Source organism: Psychrobacter sp. CAM01 (genome assembly GCF_032842965.1).
Lineage (GTDB): Bacteria > Pseudomonadota > Gammaproteobacteria > Pseudomonadales > Moraxellaceae > Psychrobacter > Psychrobacter celer.
The window spans coordinates 188,161-209,148 of the sequence record NZ_JAWJBL010000005.1; the positions used below are offsets into that span (position 1 = coordinate 188,161).

19 protein-coding genes are annotated in these 20,988 nt (G+C 49.4%); 7 read left to right on the forward strand and 12 right to left on the reverse strand.

The window, feature by feature from the left end; genetic code table 11:
• Positions 1-34: 34 nt before the first annotated feature.
• Positions 35-406 (forward strand): fluoride efflux transporter CrcB, encoded by a 372-nt coding sequence (gene crcB, locus R0I52_RS02445; protein WP_317053006.1) that lies wholly within the window; start codon positions 35-37, stop codon positions 404-406.
• Between the two features lie 183 nt (positions 407-589).
• Here crcB and R0I52_RS02450 read toward each other — a convergent pair whose 3' ends face one another.
• From R0I52_RS02450 to potA, 5 genes are all read right to left on the reverse strand, one after another.
• Positions 590-1,375, reverse strand: coding sequence for a tetratricopeptide repeat protein (locus tag R0I52_RS02450; RefSeq protein WP_317053007.1), 786 nt, complete (start codon positions 1,373-1,375; stop codon positions 590-592).
• A gap of 290 nt (positions 1,376-1,665) precedes the next feature.
• Positions 1,666-2,556, reverse strand: a complete 891-nt coding sequence (locus tag R0I52_RS02455) for a LysR family transcriptional regulator (RefSeq protein WP_317053008.1) — start codon at positions 2,554-2,556, stop codon at positions 1,666-1,668.
• A 107-nt stretch (positions 2,557-2,663) separates the two neighbouring features.
• Complete coding sequence (gene potC / locus R0I52_RS02460; RefSeq protein WP_317053009.1) at positions 2,664-3,464, reverse strand: spermidine/putrescine ABC transporter permease PotC; 801 nt, start codon at positions 3,462-3,464, stop codon at positions 2,664-2,666.
• Complete coding sequence (gene potB / locus R0I52_RS02465; RefSeq protein ID WP_299189606.1) at positions 3,464-4,351, reverse strand: spermidine/putrescine ABC transporter permease PotB; 888 nt, start codon at positions 4,349-4,351, stop codon at positions 3,464-3,466. Before potB ends, potC begins: the two co-directional genes overlap by 1 nt.
• Positions 4,351-5,616 carry a spermidine/putrescine ABC transporter ATP-binding protein PotA gene (gene potA / locus R0I52_RS02470; RefSeq protein ID WP_317053010.1) on the reverse strand — a complete coding sequence of 422 codons (1,266 nt, stop codon included), beginning with the start codon at positions 5,614-5,616 and terminating at the stop codon, positions 4,351-4,353. Before potA ends, potB begins: the two co-directional genes overlap by 1 nt.
• Before the next feature lie 633 nt (positions 5,617-6,249).
• On the opposite strand from potA, the gene R0I52_RS02475 reads away from it, so the two are divergent.
• The 3 genes from R0I52_RS02475 to R0I52_RS02485 all read left to right on the forward strand — a co-directional run bounded on the left by R0I52_RS02475 (position 6,250) and on the right by R0I52_RS02485 (position 8,715).
• A complete protein-coding gene (locus R0I52_RS02475) occupies positions 6,250-6,888 on the forward strand; it encodes a carbonic anhydrase (RefSeq protein ID WP_075101817.1) in 639 nt (212 codons plus the stop codon).
• 199 nt (positions 6,889-7,087) lie between these two features.
• Entirely contained in the window at positions 7,088-7,666 is a 579-nt protein-coding gene (gene gloA, locus R0I52_RS02480) for a lactoylglutathione lyase (RefSeq protein ID WP_317053011.1), read from the forward strand.
• A 77-nt stretch (positions 7,667-7,743) separates the two neighbouring features.
• Complete coding sequence (locus tag R0I52_RS02485; RefSeq protein WP_317053012.1) at positions 7,744-8,715, forward strand: mechanosensitive ion channel family protein; 972 nt, start codon at positions 7,744-7,746, stop codon at positions 8,713-8,715.
• 113 nt (positions 8,716-8,828) lie between these two features.
• Here the strand turns inward: R0I52_RS02485 and R0I52_RS02490 are convergent, their stop codons facing one another.
• The 3 genes from R0I52_RS02490 to ribA form a co-directional block, all read right to left on the reverse strand.
• A complete protein-coding gene (locus R0I52_RS02490; RefSeq protein ID WP_317053013.1) occupies positions 8,829-9,296 on the reverse strand; it encodes a cytochrome c in 468 nt (155 codons plus the stop codon).
• 397 nt (positions 9,297-9,693) lie between these two features.
• Positions 9,694-10,713: an oxygen-dependent coproporphyrinogen oxidase gene (gene hemF, locus R0I52_RS02495; RefSeq protein ID WP_317053014.1), complete on the reverse strand. Its 1,020-nt coding sequence runs from the start codon at positions 10,711-10,713 to the stop codon at positions 9,694-9,696.
• Positions 10,714-10,720: 7 nt separating this feature from the next.
• Entirely contained in the window at positions 10,721-11,407 is a 687-nt protein-coding gene (ribA, locus tag R0I52_RS02500; RefSeq protein WP_317053015.1) for a GTP cyclohydrolase II, read from the reverse strand.
• A gap of 461 nt (positions 11,408-11,868) precedes the next feature.
• Here ribA and dxs point away from each other — a divergent pair, with 461 nt between their 5' ends.
• Together dxs and R0I52_RS02510 are read left to right on the forward strand one after the other, a co-directional pair.
• Complete coding sequence (gene dxs, locus R0I52_RS02505; RefSeq protein ID WP_317053016.1) at positions 11,869-13,902, forward strand: 1-deoxy-D-xylulose-5-phosphate synthase; 2,034 nt, start codon at positions 11,869-11,871, stop codon at positions 13,900-13,902.
• 272 nt (positions 13,903-14,174) lie between these two features.
• Positions 14,175-15,002: an inositol monophosphatase family protein gene (locus tag R0I52_RS02510; protein WP_075101811.1), complete on the forward strand. Its 828-nt coding sequence runs from the start codon at positions 14,175-14,177 to the stop codon at positions 15,000-15,002.
• Positions 15,003-15,039: 37 nt separating this feature from the next.
• On the opposite strand, the gene R0I52_RS02515 is transcribed toward R0I52_RS02510, so the two are convergent.
• Together R0I52_RS02515 and R0I52_RS02520 are read right to left on the reverse strand one after the other, a co-directional pair.
• On the reverse strand, positions 15,040-16,479 hold the full coding sequence (locus R0I52_RS02515; protein WP_317053017.1) for a wax ester/triacylglycerol synthase family O-acyltransferase: 1,440 nt from the start codon (positions 16,477-16,479) through the stop codon (positions 15,040-15,042).
• 93 nt (positions 16,480-16,572) lie between these two features.
• Complete coding sequence (locus R0I52_RS02520) at positions 16,573-17,391, reverse strand: thiazole synthase (RefSeq protein ID WP_317053018.1); 819 nt, start codon at positions 17,389-17,391, stop codon at positions 16,573-16,575.
• Positions 17,392-17,850: 459 nt separating this feature from the next.
• Here R0I52_RS02520 and gspE point away from each other — a divergent pair, with 459 nt between their 5' ends.
• A complete protein-coding gene (gene gspE, locus R0I52_RS02525) occupies positions 17,851-19,398 on the forward strand; it encodes a type II secretion system ATPase GspE (RefSeq protein ID WP_317053019.1) in 1,548 nt (515 codons plus the stop codon).
• 143 nt (positions 19,399-19,541) lie between these two features.
• Here the strand turns inward: gspE and R0I52_RS02530 are convergent, their stop codons facing one another.
• Positions 19,542-20,036: a RidA family protein gene (locus tag R0I52_RS02530; RefSeq protein ID WP_317053020.1), complete on the reverse strand. Its 495-nt coding sequence runs from the start codon at positions 20,034-20,036 to the stop codon at positions 19,542-19,544.
• Positions 20,037-20,078: 42 nt separating this feature from the next.
• On the reverse strand, positions 20,079-20,861 hold the full coding sequence (locus R0I52_RS02535) for a DUF4442 domain-containing protein (RefSeq protein WP_317053021.1): 783 nt from the start codon (positions 20,859-20,861) through the stop codon (positions 20,079-20,081).
• Positions 20,862-20,988 lie beyond the last annotated feature (127 nt).

The window sequence follows — 20,988 nt, forward strand, 5'->3', positions numbered from 1 at the left end:
ACAGTTGAAAAGCCATACAAAGGAAGGATAATCTATGCAGTGGCTTGCCATTGGTTTGGGAGCAGCACTTGGCGCTTGCCTGCGGGCGTGGCTGTCGCGTTTTAACCCCGTACATAGCTGGATACCGCTTGGTACGCTTGGCGCGAATGTCTTGGGCGGTCTGCTGATCGGTCTGGCGCTGGTGTGGTTTGAGCGCATGGGGAGCAGTTTGCCTGATCATCTACGGGTATTTGTGATAACAGGGTTTTTGGGCGGGCTGACGACTTTTAGCACCTTTAGCGCTGAAGTGTTTGGCTTTATCCATGATGGGCGACTGCTGGCAGGTCTGGCATTGATCGGTCTGCACGTTGGGCTGACATTGCTAGCAACCGCGCTTGGCTTTTATTTTTTTAAGCTGGTTTTGTAAGCTTTGCTAGATGTTGCTTACTTAGGGGACTGATATAAGTCGTTCCTTTATTGCAGTCTGTTTTAGGTAGTCTATTAATAGGCTTTAATGGCAAAGTAATTGGTTCGTTTAGGGGTATACATATAGAGGTCCTCATAGATTGAATGACCTCTAGCTACACAGAATTTGTGAAAGTATCAAGGTTTACTTTTCTATCTTAATTAATTTGCCGCCTTTAAAGTAGAGGGAGTGAGTGCTGCTATACATCCATCGTTCTAACGTTCCTGACGCATCAATAGTTGTCCTTACATCTTTAGGTCTACCCCAGTTGGTATCACTCAAAACTTGTTTATGAGACATACCAATTCTGGCGGCTGGTTTCTTATTTAACTGGCGCTCCCATTTTCTCTCTCTATCTTTATAATGAGTTACTTTTGTTTTTTTAGTGAACTTATCAAAATTACTACTAGGTGTAACGTTTGTGAGTAAGACTTGTCCACCTCGGTCCTTGTAAATATACATTTTTCCTGTAGTAGCTTTTGAAGTAGTAGCTAAGCGATCGGCATCATCTAATTCATTCTGAGCAGTTTCTATACCTACTGCAGCTTGAGCTTCTTTTATATCTGCTTCAGCTTGAGCTATGGCTGGTGAACGAACAAATGCTGCTGCAGACTCAGATATTCCTTGTGATGCGATCTTATATGGATACGCACTTTCACCATTACTGTACATTGCCTCAAGATTAAACTGAGCTTTAGCATTGCCTTGATCAGCGGCTTTTTGAAACCATTCGAACGCCTTTGTATTATCTCGAAGTACCCCTTTGCCCTTATAATACATCACTCCAAGATTGTACTGAGCAGAAGCATTGCCTTGATTAGCCAACCTTAAGTTTTGTCTAAAGTCCATAGCTATCACTGACACAGAAAACATTGCTGCTACTAAAAAAATTGTTGTCTTGCTTATGAGTGAGTTTCTAAATAGTGGCATGGCTTCTCTCTAATAAGTTCTCTTTAGCCCGTAGGTTGGGTGGAGCTTGCGACACCCAACACGATAGATTAAGATTAACTATACCCTATTACTCGTAGAATACCATGCAATATCGCAGACACTACGTTCAAGGCGCTAGCTATTTTCTAACCGTTAACCTTGTTGATAGATCAAGTGATTTGCTAATCAAAGAGATTGAAACACTACGCTACGCTTTCAATGTCGTAAAACAAAAACCTTCTTTCATATTGATACTATTGTAACCGCGCCCCATTATTTAAATATAAACCCTACAACGGCTTCACAATTCCCTCCAAAAGGTTAGCAAACCCCTGCATATAAGCCATATCTAAACTTACCGTGCGCGTTGCAGCATATAGCTGACAATGCACGCCGTCTCCCAATGGACGGGATACCACCCAGCCTTTTTTCTCATACTCCGCCACTACCCAATCGGGGAGAGCAGCCACACCGCGCTCACTGGCGACCAGCTGTATCAGCATCGCCGTCAGCTCTGTGGTACGGACATTTTTGAAGCTCACATCGCTTGGCGTCATAAAGCCCGCGATGATATCGAGGCGTTTGGCTTCGACTGGATAGGCGATCAAGGTTTCATCGATTAAGTCATGAGGCGCGATAAAGTCTTGCGCCGACAAGTCATGCGTGGGCGACAGTACCAAACGGCTCTCATACTCAAATAGCGGCTGATAGCTGATACCCTCTATCGGCAAATCACTGGTGGTGATAAGCAGGTCAATATCACCTTCCATTAGTAAATGATGCGGCTCCGGCTCAAACCCTGTGGCGAAGTCCAGCTCTACATCCGACCACTCGCGGCGATACTGGTTGAGTATCGGCATCAGCCAATCAAAGCAGCTATGGCACTCAGAGGCCAGACGCAGGCGACCAGCCTGCCCGTGGGCGAGGCGTTTTAGGTTGGATTTGGTGCGGGTGACTTGCGGTAGGATGCTGTCGGCCAATGCCAGCACTATCTTACCTGCTGGGGTAAAGCTCAGCGGGCGCGTGCGGCGATTGACGAGGCTGACATCATAATAGTTTTCCAGCTCTTTTAGCTGATGCGAGACGGCAGAGGCGGTGACATGCAGCTCATCGGCGGCCGCAGCCAGCGAGCCATGCGCGCGCAGTGCCGTCAATGTATTAAGATGACGGAGCTCTAACATAAGATAACCTAAGCACTTGAGTGAGAAAAATTCATTATAAACAATCTATCGGTGAATTCCACTCAAATATTTTTATCAAGTGCCTGCCATCAGCCAGCCTTCAACGTCTAGCGTCGCCGTAATAATAGCTGTGAGATGACGACCAGTACCAAAGAGGCTACCAGTAGCAACGTACCGATGGCGTTGACCTCAGGTTTGAGGCCGACGCGTACCATCGAATAAATCCGTAGCGGCAAAATCTCATAGCTAGGCCCCGTGACAAAGGTCGATACCACCACATCATCGAGTGATAAGGTAAAGGCCAGTAACCAACCTGCCATCACCGCAGGCAAGATGACAGGAATCAGGACGGTGCGTACCATGGTCGATTCACTAGCGCCCAAGTCGCGCGCCGCTTCCATCAAGCGCTCATCTAAGCTGCTAAGGCGTGCAAATACGGTAATGACCACGAAGGGCAAGCAAAAGGTGATATGAGCAAGCAGCAGCGAGACAAAGCCTAACTGTAGCCCAATTAACAAAAATAATGCCAATAGTGAAATCGCAAGGACAATCTCAGGCGACATCATCAGCACAAACAACAGCCCGTTTAATAAGCCTTTACCGCGAAAGTCGTAACGATGTAGGGCAAGGGCGGTGAGCGTGCCGATTAAGGTTGAGACGGTGGCAGCGACCAAACCCAAGACGATAGAATGCCAAAATGCATCGAGCATCGCTTGGTTGTTAAATAGCGACTCGTACCATTTGAGGCTAAAGCCGCCCCAGTTGTAGCCGATTTTTGACTTGTTAAATGACATCACCACCAAGACGATGATAGGCAGATATAGCAAAGCATAAATCAGGCCAAGATAGCCTTTGGCCGCGATACTGCCGAGGCTCGATGGTTTGATGTGGCGTTGGTTATCAGGCATTAGGCCACCTCATTAAAATCTGTCTTGCCAATGCGGCGGCTACTGGCACGATAAGCCAGCAATAGCACGGCCATCGCCAGTGTCAATAATACACTGGCCGCTGCACCAAAGGGCCAATCACGCGCGTCCAAAAACTGGTTTTTGATGATATTGCCCACCAGCAGGTTACGCGAGCCGCCCAGCACGTCCGCCACATAAAACATTCCCATCGCAGGCAACAGCACCAAAAGCACCCCTGAGATAATCCCAGGCGTGGTCAGTGGCAGCACCACGTGCCAAAAGGTCTGGGTTTTTGACGCACCCAAATCTTGCGAGGCCAGCAGCATGTCGTTGCGCAAATCGGTAAAGACCGCATACAGCGGCAGCACCATAAACGGGAACAGTAAATACGTCAGGCCTGCTATCACCGCGCCTTGCGTGTACAAGATATCGATAGGCGCGTCGATGATACCCAGCGTCAGTAGGGATTTATTGATCAAACCATTATTGGCAAACAATAATTTGAGCGCATAAGTCCGCACCAAAGAGTTGGTCCAAAACGGCAAAATTAAAAGCATCATCAGCAGTGGCTGCCAGCGCGTCTGGGCTTTAGAGACCAGCCAAGCAAACGGATAGCCGAGTAATAAACAGATCACCGTGGTGATACCAGCCATCCATAGAGAGTGCACAAACACCTCAAAATACAGCGGGTCCACCATACGTAGATAGCTGTCGATATTAATGGGCAAACTGATAAAGGCGCTGCTATCACGGGTCAAAAAACTGACCGCGATGACCAAGATATTTGGCAACAAAGCAAATATCAGCAGCCAACCCCAGATGAGCCATAGCGTTGCAGTACGAAACGGGCTTTTATTACCCAAGTTAAAACGGCTAGTACGCGCCATTAGCTGACATCCTTTTGTGTAGCTGTTTTTTGTATAGCCGCGCTTTGCTCAGGTGCTTGTGGTTCTGTTAAATTGTCTTCGGGCAATACCCACTCCCAGCCATCAACCCACGCCACCTTGACCGCTTCATTGAGCTTATAATCAAAGCTAGGATCGTCTTCATCAAAAAATTCAGAGGCTTTGATAATATGACCATTGGCCAGCTCGATAATCGAGTCTAAGGTACTGCCTTTATAGTTGCTCTCGATGACACGGCCCAGCAAGCCTGCATGACTGTCGTCTTTGGGATCATAAATGCGTAAGTCTTCAGGGCGCAGCAGTAGGTTGACGATGTCGCCTACTTGTACATCGTTGGCAAAAGCAGGACGGCGTAGATTGCGTAGTGTCGCTTTACCTTCTTGCACCTGCGCTTCACAGACTTCCACCTCGATGCGGCCGTTGGTCACGCGGCCATCACGATCTGGCTGATCGGGGTACACACCTTTGACCTCTGCCTTAAACAGATTGGTCTCACCGATAAATTTGGCGGTAAATAGATTGGCCGGGGTTTCATAAATCTCGATTGGTGTACCGATTTGCTGAAACTTGCCGTCTTTCATCACCGCGATACGGTCGGACATCGACAGTGCTTCTTCTTGATCATGAGTGACAAAGACAAAGGTGATGCCAAGCTCGCGCTGCAAGCGTTTGAGCTCTGACTGCATCTGCAGACGCAGCTTGTGATCGAGCGCCGATAATGGCTCATCGAGCAACAGTAGTTTTGGGCGATTGATGACCGCGCGCGCAATGGCCACGCGCTGCTGCTGACCGCCAGACAGATCTTGTGGTTTGCGATTGGCTAAGTGCTCTAGCTGCACCATGGCCAGCATCTCACGTACCCGCGACCGAATCTCGTCTTTGGGTACTTTTTTGAGCTTGAGGCCATAGGCGACGTTTTGCGCGACGCTCATATGCGGAAACAACGCATACTGCTGAAACACGGTGTTAACCGGCCGCTTGTCCGCGGACAGCCCTGCCATCTGCACGCCGTCTAGATAAATCGCCCCTGCCGTTGGCTGCTCAAACCCCGCGATTAAACGTAGCAGCGTGGTCTTGCCGCAGCCTGACGGGCCAAGCAGGGTCAAAAACTCACCATGCTGGATATCGAGATTGATGTCTTTTAAGACCTCAGTTTGATCGTAGGTTTTTTGTAGGCCAGTCAGTTGTAGCAGTACAGTGTCTGATGACGCAGGGTTTGTATGCGTGTTTGCTGAAGATTGGGTCATAAATCTGGTTCCTAAGCCTCTTGCCTGTCCGTACTTTTTTAGCGTAGGGCACGACAAGGGCTGGCATGAGCATGGTCTGGTTATTGCGTATTATAACAAACCCTTACTATAAATCAGTGCAACTTCGTTATCAGTTACGCGAGTCATACCCGCAAGACAAAGCGGATGGCGCGGATGGCACGGGTGGCGATAGCGCTCGTTATATGGCTTTTACGGTAGTATAATAGTAAGGCGTTTATGTGCTTGGGCGTTTTTCTTTTGGGCAGATTGTATTATCCTAAGCGCGGTTTTTGTATGGTTAATCCACTTAAAATAGATGCCGTCCTAGTAGCATAGAGTGTGTTGGCATACAGTGTGCCAGTTTTATGTCGAATGGGTTGCATTTCACCATGAGCATGAGGGTCTTGGGGACAGTGGCAGAGGCATTTATAGCGATATTAACGACATTAAAACAAAAGTTTTTAGCATTTTTTTGTCGGTGTTCCTATACAATCATGTCATGGCTGACACCAAAGTGTACGGCATGACCTCGTCGCCATTGGCCGTCTTTTGGTCTATATATCCATCTTCTTCTTCATCCGTGATATATGAGCAGCCATCTATCATTTAACATTCGAAAAAAAAGGATTTCTCATGCCTAACGACACACGCCCCAAAACCGGTCAAGAAGCGCTTGAGCTTTTAAAACAAGGTAACGCCCGTTACGTCGACAGCCTCACCAACCCAGATCCTGCGATGCAGAGGCGCCCAGAGCTTATCAGTGATCAAGACCCGTTGGCGATTATCTTGGGCTGCTCAGATGCACGCGTACCGGTTGAGATTGTCTTTGACCAAGGATTAGGGGATTTGTTTGTGATTCGGGTGGCAGGAAATGTCGTCGCACCCTCACAGATTGGCTCGGTTGAGTTTGCTGCTGAAAAATTCGGCACCAAGCTGGTGGTGGTGCTCGGTCACTCACACTGCGGCGCGGTGACCGCTTGCGTAGAAGCGCTCATCAACCCTGAACAAAACTACACGCCAAACCTACAGTCTATCGTCGATCGTATTCGTCCAAGTGTTTACAATTTGCACGAGCTGGCGACTGCCAATGGTCAAGACGTCGATGCCGACGAGCTGTTAGATCGCTCTATCAGTGCCAACGTGCGTATGTCTGTCAGTCAGCTCAAACATGGCTCCCGAGCCCTAGAGGACTTGACGACGAGTGGTAAGCTGCTTATCGTTGGGGCAGAGTACGACTTAGAAACCGGTAAGGTACGGTTTTTAGAAGACTGATCTGTGCTTGGGGTTTGGTACTCACTTGACAAAAGCCGCCCTCACACCAGAGCGGTGCGCTTTCTGCTTACAAAACCCTATCATAGATTGGTGCATTTTTGATTATCATAAAAGTAGCAAGCGCATCGCCATGCTGTGATTCGCTTGCTGATTCATCTGTTTTTTATATTAATTTTATATTAGGTATATTAGGATTGTTATGTCTCATTCAGCGTCTAGCTCAACCTCTCTTGATGATGCAGCGACTATCGCGCAGCCTGCCAGCAGCGTCGCGCATGCAGGTATTCAGCCGATCTCAGCGCAAACCTCAGGCTTTACCTTTAACCATACCATGCTACGCGTCAAAGACCCTGCCAAGTCGCTTGAGTTTTATACTGGGGTGCTGGGTATGACTCTATTGGCGGTCAAAAAATTCCCCGAGATGGAGTTTGATTTGTATTTTTTGGCCAAGCTGACCGATAGTGAGCGAGAGAATCTGCCGTCAGGTGCCGATCTAGAGATCTTTGCTTTTCGTCAGCGCGGTATCTTGGAGCTAACCCATAACTATGGCACAGAGAGTCAGGCCGACTTTAGCTATCATGATGGCAATAGTGGGCCGCAAGGCTTTGGTCATATTTGCTTTAGTGTGCCCAATTTAGCAGAAGCGGTGGCTTGGTTTGACAAAAACAATGTCGAATTTAAAAAACGTCCAGAAGATGGCAGCATGAAAAACATCGCCTTTATCAAAGACGTCGATGGCTACTGGATCGAGATTGTCCAAGCAGATTTGATGGCGTAGAGTGTTGAGGCGCATGATGCGCTACAAAACACAATGAGCCGCTGCGTTACCCAATCAATCAAAGGAGTGAACCGCCCATGCCTACCCCTGAGGCAGGAACCACAGTAAACGCTGACCGTGCCCCTGAGTCGACGACTGATACGCTGACGTATCACAGCATCTTTGATTCGGCCAATGACATCATGGTGGGGTTTTTGGAGCGAATTCCTTATTTTGTCGCATCGCTCATTGTTATCCTGATTTTTTGGTTTTTGTCGATACTGTTCAAAAAAATCGTTCATAAACTCTTAGGTAGCCGTAGTCGCCATCAAAACTTGGTCAAGGTGTTTCAGCGGGTAGGCGGGGCACTGATTATCTTTATCGGCTTTATGATTGCGATGGTGATTGCGGTGCCAGGGTTTACGCCCGCCAAGCTGATTGGCGCCCTTGGTATCGGCTCGGTGGCGATTGGTTTTGCGTTTAAAGATATTTTTCAAAACCTGCTATCAGGTATTTTGCTGCTGCTATCAGAGCCGTTTCGTATCGGTGATCAGATTGTCTCAGGCGACTATGAAGGGACGGTGGAGGACATCAAAATCCGCGCCACCACCATCAAGACTTATGACGGTCGGCAAGTGGTCATTCCCAACTCAGACCTTTATACTTCGGCGTTGACGGTCAATACTGCCTATAAGCAGCGCCGTTTGCAGGTGGCTGTCGGTATTGGCTATGAAGACGATATCGAAGCGGCAAAAGCGGAGATCTTACGTGCGTTAGATAAGGCCGATAGCGTCTCGACGAAAGCTCAGCCTAGCGTGATTGCGACTGGATTTGGCGGCTCGTCTATCGATTTGACGGTACGCTGGTTTATCGAAGATGGCACGCAGGCCAATAAAGTCGCCTCCATTCATCAAGTCATCGTCGAGATTAAAAAAGCGCTGGATGCGGCAGGGGTCAATATCCCGTTCCCAATACGTACCATAGATTTAAGTGATCCGTCTGTCAGTGCTATTGTGGATAAAATGCAAGCGCAGCAAGCTCCTGCTACCGATCAGCAAACGGCAAAGTAAGCCGATAGATACTTTTATAGCAACCAAAAAACCTATAGCAAACAAAAAACCGCCAAATCAGCAGATAAGGCGGTTTTTTGTGTCAGATGGTTTTGACAGATGTTGCTCTGGACTTAGTCGTTTTTGACTTTAAAGTCAGTGTGGCAAGATTTGCAGCTTTGGCCCACTTGACCAAACGCTGGCATGACATCATCTATGCTAGTGGCGGTTTGAGCGGCTGCATTTAGCTCAGCTGTCGCTTGTTGGAAGTTTTCTGCTTCCGCGCGAAAGCCGTCAACATTTGACCATACCGCTTCAGTTGCGTTACCTGCGGCTTCTTGGTTTTCAAAATGGCTCCAAGGCGTGGCGGCATCTTCTGCCAAAAACGCAGCCTGCTCTTTAAATACTTCTGCATCAAAGGTGTCAGGGGCTTCGGCCATATCGCCCATGACACCCATCGCATCGCCCCAGCTTTTCATGCTGTCTTGACGCGCTTTGACATCAGGGTCCACAGAGGTGCTACAAGCGCTAAGGCCTAAAGCGGCCGCCATCAATGTGATACCAAAGACCGAGGTAAGTGAGGATTTGATAACTTGGGCCATATAAATTACTCCTTTAAATTTGGCTAATCGTCGGCGTGCTGAGAAAAACGCGCCACAAATAACGTTTTATTATAAAAATGAACGCATAATATCTAGAAACATCAGTGCTTCTAAATGACTTTTGCTAAAAATACATTCTATTATAACGGCGAACTAAGTAAGCTCAGTTAAAATAGTTGTTATCTCATCGTAATATCCATCGCAAGCGTGTTTGTCAGACGTGGCCTATCAGGCATCGTCGACGTATCTTGGTGGATGCTTTTGCTGTTTTGATATCGTCTTATATAAATAAGGTCAGCCATGACAGCTGACCTTATGTGCACTTGGTAAGTGAGACAAAAACTTAAGCAATAAAAACAATGAAAAAATACTTTGGTCTTTATTATAGGCAGACCTGCTATAGAGTCAACCAGTCGCGCGGTTTTAAGTAAAAATCTGTCAGCTCAAACTCAGGCGAGTCAGGCTCTGGCTCAAAGCGGTAATGCCAGCTGGCAAGCGGCGGCATGCTGACTAAGATAGACTCGATGCGGCCATTACTTTGTAGCCCAAAGAGCGTGCCGCGATCATAGACGAGATTGTACTCGACATAGCGGCCGCGCCGATACAGCTGGAACTGACGCTGCTCGTCGGTATAAGGGACGGCTTTGCGCTGTTCAAAAATAGGCAAAATACCATCAAGATAGCCGTTGCCTACCGCTTTCATAAAGTCAAAACATGTCTCAAAGTCCCAGCCGCGGCTCTCGGTATTGACATCGTCATAAAACAACCCGCCAATGCCGCGCTGCTCATCGCGATGACGCAGATGAAAATACTCATCGCACCACTGTTTGAAGTCAGGATAAACGCTGTCGCCAAACGGCGCGCACAAATCATGGCAGACCTGATGCCAGTGGACGCAGTCCGCTAGTACAGGATAAAACGGTGTCAAATCAAATCCGCCGCCAAACCACCAAATCGGCGCTTCGCCTTCTGCCTCGGCGACGAATAAGCGCACGTTGGCATGGCTGGTCGGGACGTTTGGGTTTTTGGGATGGACGACGAGGGACACGCCCATGGCTTGTGCTTTGCGCCCTGCGATATTGGGGTGGCGCGCGGTCGCCGATGCAGGCAGGTTGTGTACGTGAATATGGCTAAACATCACGCCGGCTTTTTCGATCACCTCACCGTCTGCTAAGACACAAGAGCGGCCGCCGCCGCCTTCTGGGCGCTGCCAATCATCAGGGACAAAAGTGGCATTACCGCCGCCGTCACGCTCTTGTGCCTCGAGCGCTTGGCAAATACGTGCTTGCAAATCGACCAAAAACGCGCGGACGCGAGCGATATCGTTATCGTTTGGTATGGCAGGGTTTGCCGCATCTGCTTGTGCCTGAGCGACGTTTTTGTCTATAGTGGTATTAGCTGTATCTGGAGTACTCATAACATATCTATTTATTTAGGTGTATGGCAGTATTAAAGTCTTTGTCGAGCAAATGTCCCATGCGGTCGCGTTTGGTGGCGAGGTAATCCGCATTCATATCGTTGACACCCACCAGCAGAGGCACGCGCTCCACCACATTGACACCGTGTTCGGTCAAATAGGCGACTTTATCTGGGTTGTTGGTGATGAGCCGCACCGCATCAACGCCGACATGGGCGAGCATGGGGCCACACATGTCATAAATGCGCGCATCAGCAGGTAAGCCTAACATTAAATTGGCATCTAGCGTATCATGGCCCTGATCTTGTAGGGCATAGGCACGGATTTTGTTGGTCAGGCCAATACCGCGGCCTTCTTGGCGCAAGTACAAAATAGCGCCGCAGCCTGCTTCTTGGATGGCTTGCATGGCAGTATTGAGCTGCGGGCCACAGTCACATTTTAGTGAGCTAAAGGCATCGCCAGTAAGGCATTCAGAATGAATACGTACCAAGGGCACCGGCGGCTCTGAGGCTGCATGCGCTGTGCTCGGCACGCGGGTGTTGTCTGCCGTCTCATCGGCCGCTACTTGCTCACACGCAGACAGACCAACGGTCAGCATTACATGCTCTTGGCCGTCGTCGTTTTCAAAAACATGAATATCAAACTCGCCATGACGAGTCGGTAGTTTGGCACTGGTAATAAATTGATATGACATTACTGTCCTGCATAAGCCGGTGGTGGCAGTAGAGTCTGTAAAAACGCGCTCACCTGCTCATGACGATAGCATGGTTTTGCGCTTTATGGTAAAAACACACAAAGTTCACAGACGGCGCACGATGATTAAAGCGACAATTAAAAAAAAATGCTATTATGCCATACTATTTTGACGGATACAGTGACAAGTCTTTACCCTTACATTACTATGTCGTCACGAACATTCGGTATTGATGTCTGATAATAAGGCATAATACTCATCCCAAGCCGCGCCGCGCTATATATTATGCTCGCGTGCTTGCTGTGAGACGCCGCATGATGGATTTTATGCCGGCGTTACATAAATAACTATAAGGCTTGTTACATCAATAATGATGTAGATATTATTGGCGTCGCTTGGCTATCTCTTTTTTATACCCTAAAGCACGTTTTGTCAGCAGATTGGTAGGTATCGTACGGTTTATGCAGCAGTCACCTTATTCCCCACAGTCTCAGTCCGTATCTGCGTCAGCCACTACGTCTGCGGCTCAGCTGCCCAGTCTGCAGCAGACTTATACGGCGATCCCACGTGTGCGCCCGCAGACGCCGCTGCTCGATAGTATCGATACGCCTGCTGATTTAAATGCCTTTAGCAGCGCTCAGCTGATTGCGTTAGCTGATGAGCTGCGCCTTTTTTTGTTGTATTCGGCCGGTCAAAGTGGCGGACACTTTGGTGCCAACCTAGGCGTGGTCGAGCTGACCATTGTCCTGCATTACTTGCTAGATGCGCCGCACGATCAAATCGTTTGGGATGTGGGGCACCAAGCCTACGCTCATAAAGTGCTGACGGGTCGCCGCGATCAGCTGGGCAGTATCCGTGCAAAAGACGGGTTGACGGCGTTTCCTGAGCGCGCCGAGTCTGTGTACGACACCTTTGGTGTTGGTCATTCATCGACCTCCATCTCAGCGGGTCTCGGCATGAGTCTGGCGCTGCGGTATCAGGGGCGGCCGCAGACGGTCGCTTGTATCATCGGCGATGGCGCGATGACAGGCGGCATGGCGTTTGAAGCCATGAACGACGCGGTGCAGCAAGATGCCGATTTGTTGGTGATTTTAAATGATAATGACATGTCGATATCTTGCTCGATTGGCGGGTTTTCGCGGCATTTGGCCATGCTATGGGAGTCGGGGTATCAAGTAGATATCTCTGATACTGGCCAGCCTATCGTCTGCCAGCGCCCTGACATGCAGGGGTTTGATCGGCGCAAACGCCACAAAGAGATGCGCGATGTGCCGCAGCTCGAGGACAATTTATTCAAAGCCATTGGCTTTACCTACTTTGGCCCCTTTGATGGCCATAATATACCTGAGCTACTGCGCGTCTTGTCATTAGCAAAACAAGTCAAAGGCCCCGTGCTGGTACATGTCTATACCACGAAAGGCAAAGGCTTTGCGCCTGCAGAGCTAGACCCAGTTGGCTATCATGCCATTAGTAAGCTACCAGATGAGCAGCCGCATGATACGCCGCCTGCTGCTACAAAATTGCAGCCTGCGCTAAAGTACTCGCAAGTATTTGGCCAGTTTTTGTGTGATAAAGCGCATGAAGATGACAAATTGCTCGCCATCACGCCAGCGATGGAAGAAGGCTCAGGCATGACCGACTTTGCCCGTCAGTTCCCAGAGCGGTTTTTTGATGTGGCGATTGCTGAGCAGCATGCCGTCACACTGGCCGCTGGTATGGCAACGCAAGGCGTCAAACCCATCGTGGCGATATACTCGACGTTTTTGCAGCGCGGCTACGATCAGCTGATTCATGATGTGGCTTTGCAAGATCTTGATGTCACGTTTGCCATCGATCGCGCAGGATTGGTAGGCGAGGACGGCGCGACCCATGCGGGGGTGTTTGACTTTGCTTTTTTGCGCTGCGTACCCAACATGCTAATCGCGGCGCCAAAAGATGAAAACGAGTGCTATCATTTATTAAATACTTGCTATGAGTATCAAGGCTGTACGGCTGTTCGTTATCCGCGCGGCGTCGGTACAGGTGCTGCCATCGAGCGCCCCGCGCAGACCTATGATATCGGCAAGGCAGTGATTGAGTCGGTAGTAGGTCGAGATGACGCCCCTCTCAAGCTGGCGCTACTGGCATTTGGCAGCATGGTCGCCGCCGCTGATTCGGCCGCCCAGGATATCGCTCAGCAGTTGGACTGTCAGGTACATGTGGTCAATATGCGCTGGGTGAAGCCGTTAGATACCGTATTACTAGAAGAGATACTGGCACACGGCATCACCCATATCGCCACTCTAGAGGAGCACATGCTGATGGGCGGCGCGGGCAGTGCAGTCAATGAATACTTGCTCAATGAGTCGGCGGCCTTTAAGCACCATCGCCCAGCCATTTGCAATATCGGTATTCCGGATCGTTTTATCGCGCACGGCGCACCCGCAGAGCAAATGGCCGACTGTGGTCTGGATGTTGCAGGTGTGGTCAGTCAGCTCAAGCAACTGCTAAAATAAAACCCTATCATTCACAAAAAATTGCTAAAATAGCAGAGTAAAAAATAAAGCTTATAGGTTTTTGCTTAAACCTCCCCTACTTGCCGTAGGTGTGAATTATTTGACAACTTGGGCGGGCGGTGCCACGATTAGCAGTCATCTATTTGGTTTGCTTGGCGGCTAGGGTTTTTGTTAGGTTGATAGGATTTAGTTTTAAGTCGGCTTTATTTTTTGTACATTTTATCAGTGATATCTCTTAAGTAGTATTCATTCATCAAGCAAATAGGTTATCTATGGAACCCATGGTCGTCATCGCAGCACGTGCTGCTGAAAAAGTCGGTAAAGAGATTTTATACGCGCATCAAAACCGTCACAAAATCGAGCTAGATATTGAGTCAAAAGGGCTTGATGGACTGGTCACACGTATTGATCGTTTTAGTGAAGAGCTGACGATTGAGACACTAAAAGCCAGCTACCCAAACCATTCGTTTTTGGGTGAAGAGTTTGGTATGCAAGAAGGCCGCGGCGAAGATGCTGATTGGTGCTGGATTATCGATCCACTAGACGGCACCAAAAACTTCGTCCATGGCGTGCCGCAGTTTTGTGTTTCTATTGCCGTACAGTATAAAGGCGTGACCGAGCACGGCGTGATTTATGATCCTGTGCGTGACGAGATGTTTTCTGCCAGCCGCGGCAAAGGCGCGCGTCTCAACCAACGCCGTATCAATGTCAGTGAGCGTAAAGTCATCGACGGTGGACTATTTACCACCGGTCACCCGCTTGAGCGCAAACGCAATGGCGAAGTCATCTCTTATGCCAAGCAGCATTTTGAAAGCCTACAAAAAATCTCTGAAGCGGGCGGACAAGTTCGCCGTTTAGGCTCAGCTGCGCTGGATCTGTGCTATGTGGCGGCAGGTCGTTTTGATGGTTATTTTGAGATGTCTATCAAGCCGTGGGACATTGCAGCAGGTGAGCTGATTGTCACCGAAGCACGCGGCGTGGTCGTCGATCATACTGGCGCGCACAACTCGATGACCTCAGGCTCTATCTTTGCTTGTAACGTCAAGCTTCTCAAGCCATTGATGCAAGTGGTGGTACCGACTTGGGGCGATGTGTTTTAAGCTGCCTTCAACGATCAAATCTTAAAGGCTGGTACCATTATGGTGCCAGCTTTTTTGTGCGCTGAGGATTTTGGTCGTCATGCTTGTCCTTGACCGTGATACCTTGAAACTCAAGCTCTTTGCTAGTAGCCTCTAGCAAATCCAGCTCTTCTTCGATCAGTATCAGCATGTCTTGTATATGCGGTAGCGCCTTACTACAGGCAGTGATACCAAACTCAATCCTATCGAGATAGCTGGCGAGCGTGATATTCATCGCTTGACCATCAAAGACGATAGAGGCAGGGTATAGCGACTGTAGCTTTGCGCCATTCCAGTATAAGGGCTTGGTTGAGCCGGGTACATTGGAGATGATCAGGTTAAAGGCTTGTTTTTTGGGAAATAAGCCCGTTGCCAGATTGATGCCTTCCCACGCATACGCAATCACGCTGTAATTGATCACTTGGGCTTGATTCATACGGCGAAAACGGCGTTTGCCGTTATTCATGCTGCGGTGGATAAGCTCGATGCGGCGTAGTGGGTCATCAAGGTGCGTGCCGAGGTTTGCTAGGACAAACGATAGCTGATTACCTGAGACGCTATTATCAGTACGTAGCGACATCGGGACAAAAGCGATCAATGGCTTGCTGGGCAGGGCATCCATGGCGAGTAAATAACGACGAATGGCCCCTGCACAGACGGCAAGCACCACATCGTTTTTGCTGATTTTTAGGCGGGCGGCGATATCGTTAAAGCGTTCGATATCATAAGACTGCGCAGCGATACGACGAGAGGCGGAGATGCGTCTGTTTAAGATGCTCATCGGCGCATCAAAGGTGCCGACATAGCCTTCGTCGCCATGGTTTTTGAGGTTGTCCAGCAGCTCAGTAAACACCGGTTTGATGGTAGAGATTTGCTCTTTGATAATGCGCCGCACGGAGCGCTCTTTGGGCAATATGGCGTTGACTTGGTTGCGGTGGCGCGCCATCAGTGACCACACAGGCAGGGTGACAGGCTCGGTGGCGGACTGCGATAGGGATTTTTGTACCAAACGCATGGCTGCAATACCATCGACCAATGAGTGATGGATTTTAAAATACAGTGCAAATCGTTCAGCACCGCCCTCAGTCTCGGGCTGGATGCCTTCTATCACATGGCATTCCCACAGCGGCATGGCGCGATCTAGTAGCCGTCCGTGCTCCCTTGACACATACATCAGCAGCTCGCGAATCCGCGCAGGGTTTGGCAGCGCGACATGATGCAGATGATGCTCCACATCGAAGTTTTTGTCTTTTTTCCAAAAGATCAAATGCTCTAGCACTTGGTTAAAAGGAAAGCTTGGCGGCACGTCGGACTCTTGCATTTGTTTTACCAGCTGATAGACAAAATCGCTATCTGCCGCTTTTGGTAATTCAAATAAAAACAAGCCGCCAACGTGCATGGGCTGTTTACGCGACTCAAGAAGTAAAAATAATTGATCGACTGCGGTGAGAAGTCGCATAATAAATCCTTTTATGATGTTGGAAAAAAGACCCATGATGGTGGCGTCATATCTAGCGCCACACAATCAGGTGTCCGCTGAGCTAGCAAACGTTTACTGAAAAAAGTAGCCTGTCTGCGGCGAGCTGGCGGCTGCCATTTTGCGCATCGGCATACGGCCCGCTAAAAACGCCTCACGCCCAGCCCAGATAGCATGCTTCATGGCTTTTGCCATCAAGACTGGGTTTTGCGCATTGGCAATGGCAGAGTTCATCAAGACCCCATCGCAGCCAAGCTCCATGGCAATCGCTGCATCCGAGGCGGTACCGACGCCTGCATCGACCAATACGGGTACGTTGGCGTTTTCGATGATTAGGCTGAGGGTATGGCGATTGAGCAGGCCAAGTCCAGAGCCAATCAAGCTACCGAGCGGCATAATCGCCACGCAGCCCATGCTCTCAAGCTCTTGGGCGACGATAGGGTCATCAGACGTATATACCATCACCTCAAACCCATCGTCTATCAAGACTTTGGCTGCTTTTAACGTTTCCATGACGTTAGGGTATAGGGTTTTTTCATCGCCCAATACTTCAAGCTTGACCAAATTGTGCCCGCCGAGCAGCTCGCGAGCAAGCTTACAGGTACGAACCGCCGTTTCGGCATCAAAACAACCAGCAGTATTTGGCAAAATAGTGTATTTTTCTGGAGAGATGACGTCGAGCAAATTGGGCTCATCGTTGTTTTGCCCAATATTGGTACGGCGAATGGCGACGGTGACAATCTCTGCCTCCGACGCGCCGATGGCCTCACCAGTCTGCGCCATGTCTTTATATTTCCCCGTCCCGACCAATAACCGAGAAGAAAAGGTACGACTACCGACGTTAAAGGTGTCTGATAGTAGCGGCGTGGGAGTGGGGTGGGCATTTTCTGACATAACTCAAATCCTAATAACGGGCGGCAAGATGACCTAATAGACAGTCAAATATGAAAGGGTGTGTCTTAGTGCAAACGTGCACCGCTTATCAGACAAGTCTCAAACTGATAATAGCGCACTATCGACAAAATAAAAATCCTCTGTGGACTTGGCGCGTTAGATGGCGCAATTGGCACCAGGCGATAGAGGCGCGCGTCTTGCAGATAAACTCATACGCATCTGACACAAAATGCTATTATACCAAACTCATGCAGGTTTACAGGCAGTCTTTTTAGACTAAGGCGGTGCGGCGCTGAGCCGCGCTATGCTAAGCCGCGCTATCGCGCTATGCTAAGCCGCGCTATCGCGCTATATAGTCAAAAGCGCTATGTCATTTTAAAGAGAATCGATTTACCCATACCTCTGCTGTCATTATATGCTGCTCATACCGCAGTTATTCTTAGTTATCAGGTCGTTTTTATGATGCAATTGCCTTATAGTTTTGCCAAACGCCATCAGGTTTTGGTCATCCTTGCAATAGACCCTGAGCTGCCCGCGACGCTGGTACTGACCAAGGCCACACCGCTATCGGCGATTAATGAAGCGGTGCGGTTTTTGCAGCAGCAGGGCGTGCGCGGCGTGCCCACCTATGACAGTGTCAGCGCCGATGAGTTTGAAAAACGCCTAAACGCCGCTTATGCAGGCAATACGGGCGAGTCACAGCACATTGCTGCAGGACTTGAAGACCATCCGGATCTCGATAGCTTGGCAGATAGCGTGCCTGAGACAGAAGACTTGATGGAACAGCAAGACGATGCGCCCATCATCCGCCTGATCAATGCGCTACTGTCCGAGGCCATCCGTCTCAATGCGTCTGATATTCATATCGAAACCTTTGAAAAACGCTTGGTCGTGCGTTTTCGCGTCGATGGCGAGCTAAAAGAAATCATTAGCCCAAAACGTCAGTTGGCGCCGCTCTTGGTCTCGCGTATCAAGGTGATGGCCAAACTCGATATCGCCGAAAAACGCGTACCACAGGATGGCCGTATCAGCTTGCGTCTAGCAGGGCGTGAAGTCGATGTGCGGGTGTCGACGCTACCCTCTAGTTTTGGCGAGCGGGTGGTGATGCGACTGCTCGATAAGCAAGCAGGCCGCTTAAACATGACCTATCTGGGTTTGTCTGACAGCGACTATAGTGAGCTTAAGCGCCTTATCCATCGACCGCACGGTATCATCTTGGTGACTGGGCCGACGGGGTCTGGTAAGACCACTACTTTATACTCGGCATTGACTGACCTAAATGATCAGACTCGCAATATCTTGACCGCTGAGGACCCGATAGAATTTCAGCTCGATGGCATCGGCCAGACGCAGGTGAATAATAAAGTCGATATGACCTTTGCCAAGAGTCTGCGCGCGATGTTACGACAAGATCCAGACGTGGTGATGGTCGGTGAGATTCGCGATTTAGAAACCGCAGAAATTGCTGTACAGGCGTCACTTACCGGACATTTGGTATTATCGACGCTACATACCAACACCGCTATAGGGGCAGTCACCCGCTTACAAGACATGGGGGTTGAGCCTTTCTTATTATCCTCATCATTGATAGGGGTCGTCGCCCAGCGTTTGGTGCGTACCTTGTGCCCGCACTGTCATGGCTGGCAAGCTGCAGATAGTGAGCAGGCCAAGCTCTTTACCGAGATTGATCTGACATCGGGGCCATCAGGCGCACAAGCGTCAGACACCTTTATCAAACTCCCCAAACCCGTCGGCTGCGACAAATGCAACCAGACAGGCTTTAAAGGTCGTACCGCCATATATGAGGTGGTGCCCATCGATGATACGCTGCGCCGTATGATTCATAGCAACACCGCTGAGTATGAGCTAGAAGCCTACGCCCGCCAAAAAACATCGTCGATTCGCGCTGATGGACTGCACAAAGTGATAGCAGGTCGAACGACGTTAGAGGAAGTGCTGCGCGTGACCAAAGAAAGCGCGCTAAATGATGAACCACTTTTAAATTGATAGGGGGTTTATGAGGATGCCTAGCATATAAATGGCAAAAAAATAACTGACTATCAAAGCCAGTTATTTGGTCGTGCTCTATTGGTAATGACTGGTATGCAGTGGCACATTGATAGTGAATACCGCAATAGTGAACACCGCGATTATTTGACAGCGATACATTCAACCTCGACGCTTGCGCCCGCCGCCAGCTCTGAGACGCCAAAGGCTGAACGCACCGGATAAGGCTTGGCCATCGTGGCTTTGTAGACGTCATTAAAGTCAGCAAAGTCATCCATGTCGGTCAGCATCGCCATGCATTTGACCACATCTGACTTTTGGTAGCCATACTTTAAGAGCGTGGCGTGAATGTTGTCTAGCGCTTGCTTGGTTTCGGCTTTGACGCCGCCTTTGACCAGCTTGCCGTCTTTAAAGCCGATCTGGCCTGACATATATAGTGTATCGCCGACCCGCACCGCTTCAGAAAAAGGATAGCTGCCACCTTCTCCCAAAAATACAGGGCTGGATTTGCTAAGTGTGGCATGTTGGCTGGTATTTGCTGGAGCGGCCGTGGCTGTCATGCTAAGCCCCAACGCGCAGGCGCTGGCCAGTAGTACCTTAGATAAAGGGGCTGTCAATGTATGGATAAGTTTGGACATCATTGTCTCCTTGTTGTTGGTTTTTTGATTTGATCACGCAATCTATGTGCTTTTGGCCATATCTGTAGTGGCGGCAGACAAGTCTTGCGCAGAGGGTGTATCGTTTAGTTGTGAAGCGGGTTGAGCGTCATTGGTCTGGTCGTCAAGCGCACCTGCCAATGCTGCGTCATCACCTGCTGCTGTTTGCGCATTCGTTTTGCCTTGACGTCTGGCTTCTAGCTCTGACTTGGGTATCCAAGCCCATGTCATTTCGACCACGATAGGGTCGCGCTCGCTATCAGACTCGCGATCATGAATGACGCAAGGGATGACCATCTCGCCTTTTGGGGTATTGAGTATGGTTAAGCGCTGCTCATCAGACAAGGTGGCGATAGCAGCGATCTGACCTTTTTTGATGGGGCGATAAAAATCTACCGAGTAAGATTTAATCAGCAGGACACGGTCAGAGGGCAGGTTTAGACCCAAAATAAACCCCGTGGCTGTTTCGGCCAGTAGGGTGATGGCAACGGCGTGGATAGAGCCGATATGGTTTTGCACGGCTTTGGTGTTGTTTAAGCTGACCGCCACTTGGTTTGGCTCAACCGTCTCATAGTAGACGCCCGTGGTGCCGACATAGGGCACCACTTTACCAAAAGCCTTGGATAAAATACTGGAGCGGGCGCTGGCCGGTAAGTATTTGGTCACTGACAATAGCTTGGTAAATTGGTTACTGACGGGCTTGAGCGTGCTGTTTGGTGGTTCGACTGGCGATCTTGTGCTGTCAGCTACTTTGGCTGGCAATTTATTGGTCAGCTTGGTAGGGAGTTTTTTTAATAATCCTGACATACAAAAATCCTTTATATAGTATATAGATAGGTTAAAGGTGACATTGCGTATGATGAAACCTCATCAGTAACGACGAAGCGCCTATTGGCTGCCAAGTCGTCACCGCTACTATGGTACATTAACCGCG

Coding starts and splice junctions, on each gene's coding strand:
- crcB (WP_317053006.1), top strand. CDS start 35: ATGCAGTGGCTTGCCATTGGTTTGGGAGCAGCACTTGGCGCTTGCCTG.
- R0I52_RS02450 (WP_317053007.1), bottom strand. CDS start 1,375: ATGCCACTATTTAGAAACTCACTCATAAGCAAGACAACAATTTTTTTA.
- R0I52_RS02455 (WP_317053008.1), bottom strand. CDS start 2,556: ATGTTAGAGCTCCGTCATCTTAATACATTGACGGCACTGCGCGCGCAT.
- potC (WP_317053009.1), bottom strand. CDS start 3,464: ATGCCTGATAACCAACGCCACATCAAACCATCGAGCCTCGGCAGTATC.
- potB (WP_299189606.1), bottom strand. CDS start 4,351: ATGGCGCGTACTAGCCGTTTTAACTTGGGTAATAAAAGCCCGTTTCGT.
- potA (WP_317053010.1), bottom strand. CDS start 5,616: ATGACCCAATCTTCAGCAAACACGCATACAAACCCTGCGTCATCAGAC.
- R0I52_RS02475 (WP_075101817.1), top strand. CDS start 6,250: ATGCCTAACGACACACGCCCCAAAACCGGTCAAGAAGCGCTTGAGCTT.
- gloA (WP_317053011.1), top strand. CDS start 7,088: ATGTCTCATTCAGCGTCTAGCTCAACCTCTCTTGATGATGCAGCGACT.
- R0I52_RS02485 (WP_317053012.1), top strand. CDS start 7,744: ATGCCTACCCCTGAGGCAGGAACCACAGTAAACGCTGACCGTGCCCCT.
- R0I52_RS02490 (WP_317053013.1), bottom strand. CDS start 9,296: ATGGCCCAAGTTATCAAATCCTCACTTACCTCGGTCTTTGGTATCACA.
- hemF (WP_317053014.1), bottom strand. CDS start 10,713: ATGAGTACTCCAGATACAGCTAATACCACTATAGACAAAAACGTCGCT.
- ribA (WP_317053015.1), bottom strand. CDS start 11,407: ATGTCATATCAATTTATTACCAGTGCCAAACTACCGACTCGTCATGGC.
- dxs (WP_317053016.1), top strand. CDS start 11,869: ATGCAGCAGTCACCTTATTCCCCACAGTCTCAGTCCGTATCTGCGTCA.
- R0I52_RS02510 (WP_075101811.1), top strand. CDS start 14,175: ATGGAACCCATGGTCGTCATCGCAGCACGTGCTGCTGAAAAAGTCGGT.
- R0I52_RS02515 (WP_317053017.1), bottom strand. CDS start 16,479: ATGCGACTTCTCACCGCAGTCGATCAATTATTTTTACTTCTTGAGTCG.
- R0I52_RS02520 (WP_317053018.1), bottom strand. CDS start 17,391: ATGTCAGAAAATGCCCACCCCACTCCCACGCCGCTACTATCAGACACC.
- gspE (WP_317053019.1), top strand. CDS start 17,851: ATGATGCAATTGCCTTATAGTTTTGCCAAACGCCATCAGGTTTTGGTC.
- R0I52_RS02530 (WP_317053020.1), bottom strand. CDS start 20,036: ATGTCCAAACTTATCCATACATTGACAGCCCCTTTATCTAAGGTACTA.
- R0I52_RS02535 (WP_317053021.1), bottom strand. CDS start 20,861: ATGTCAGGATTATTAAAAAAACTCCCTACCAAGCTGACCAATAAATTG.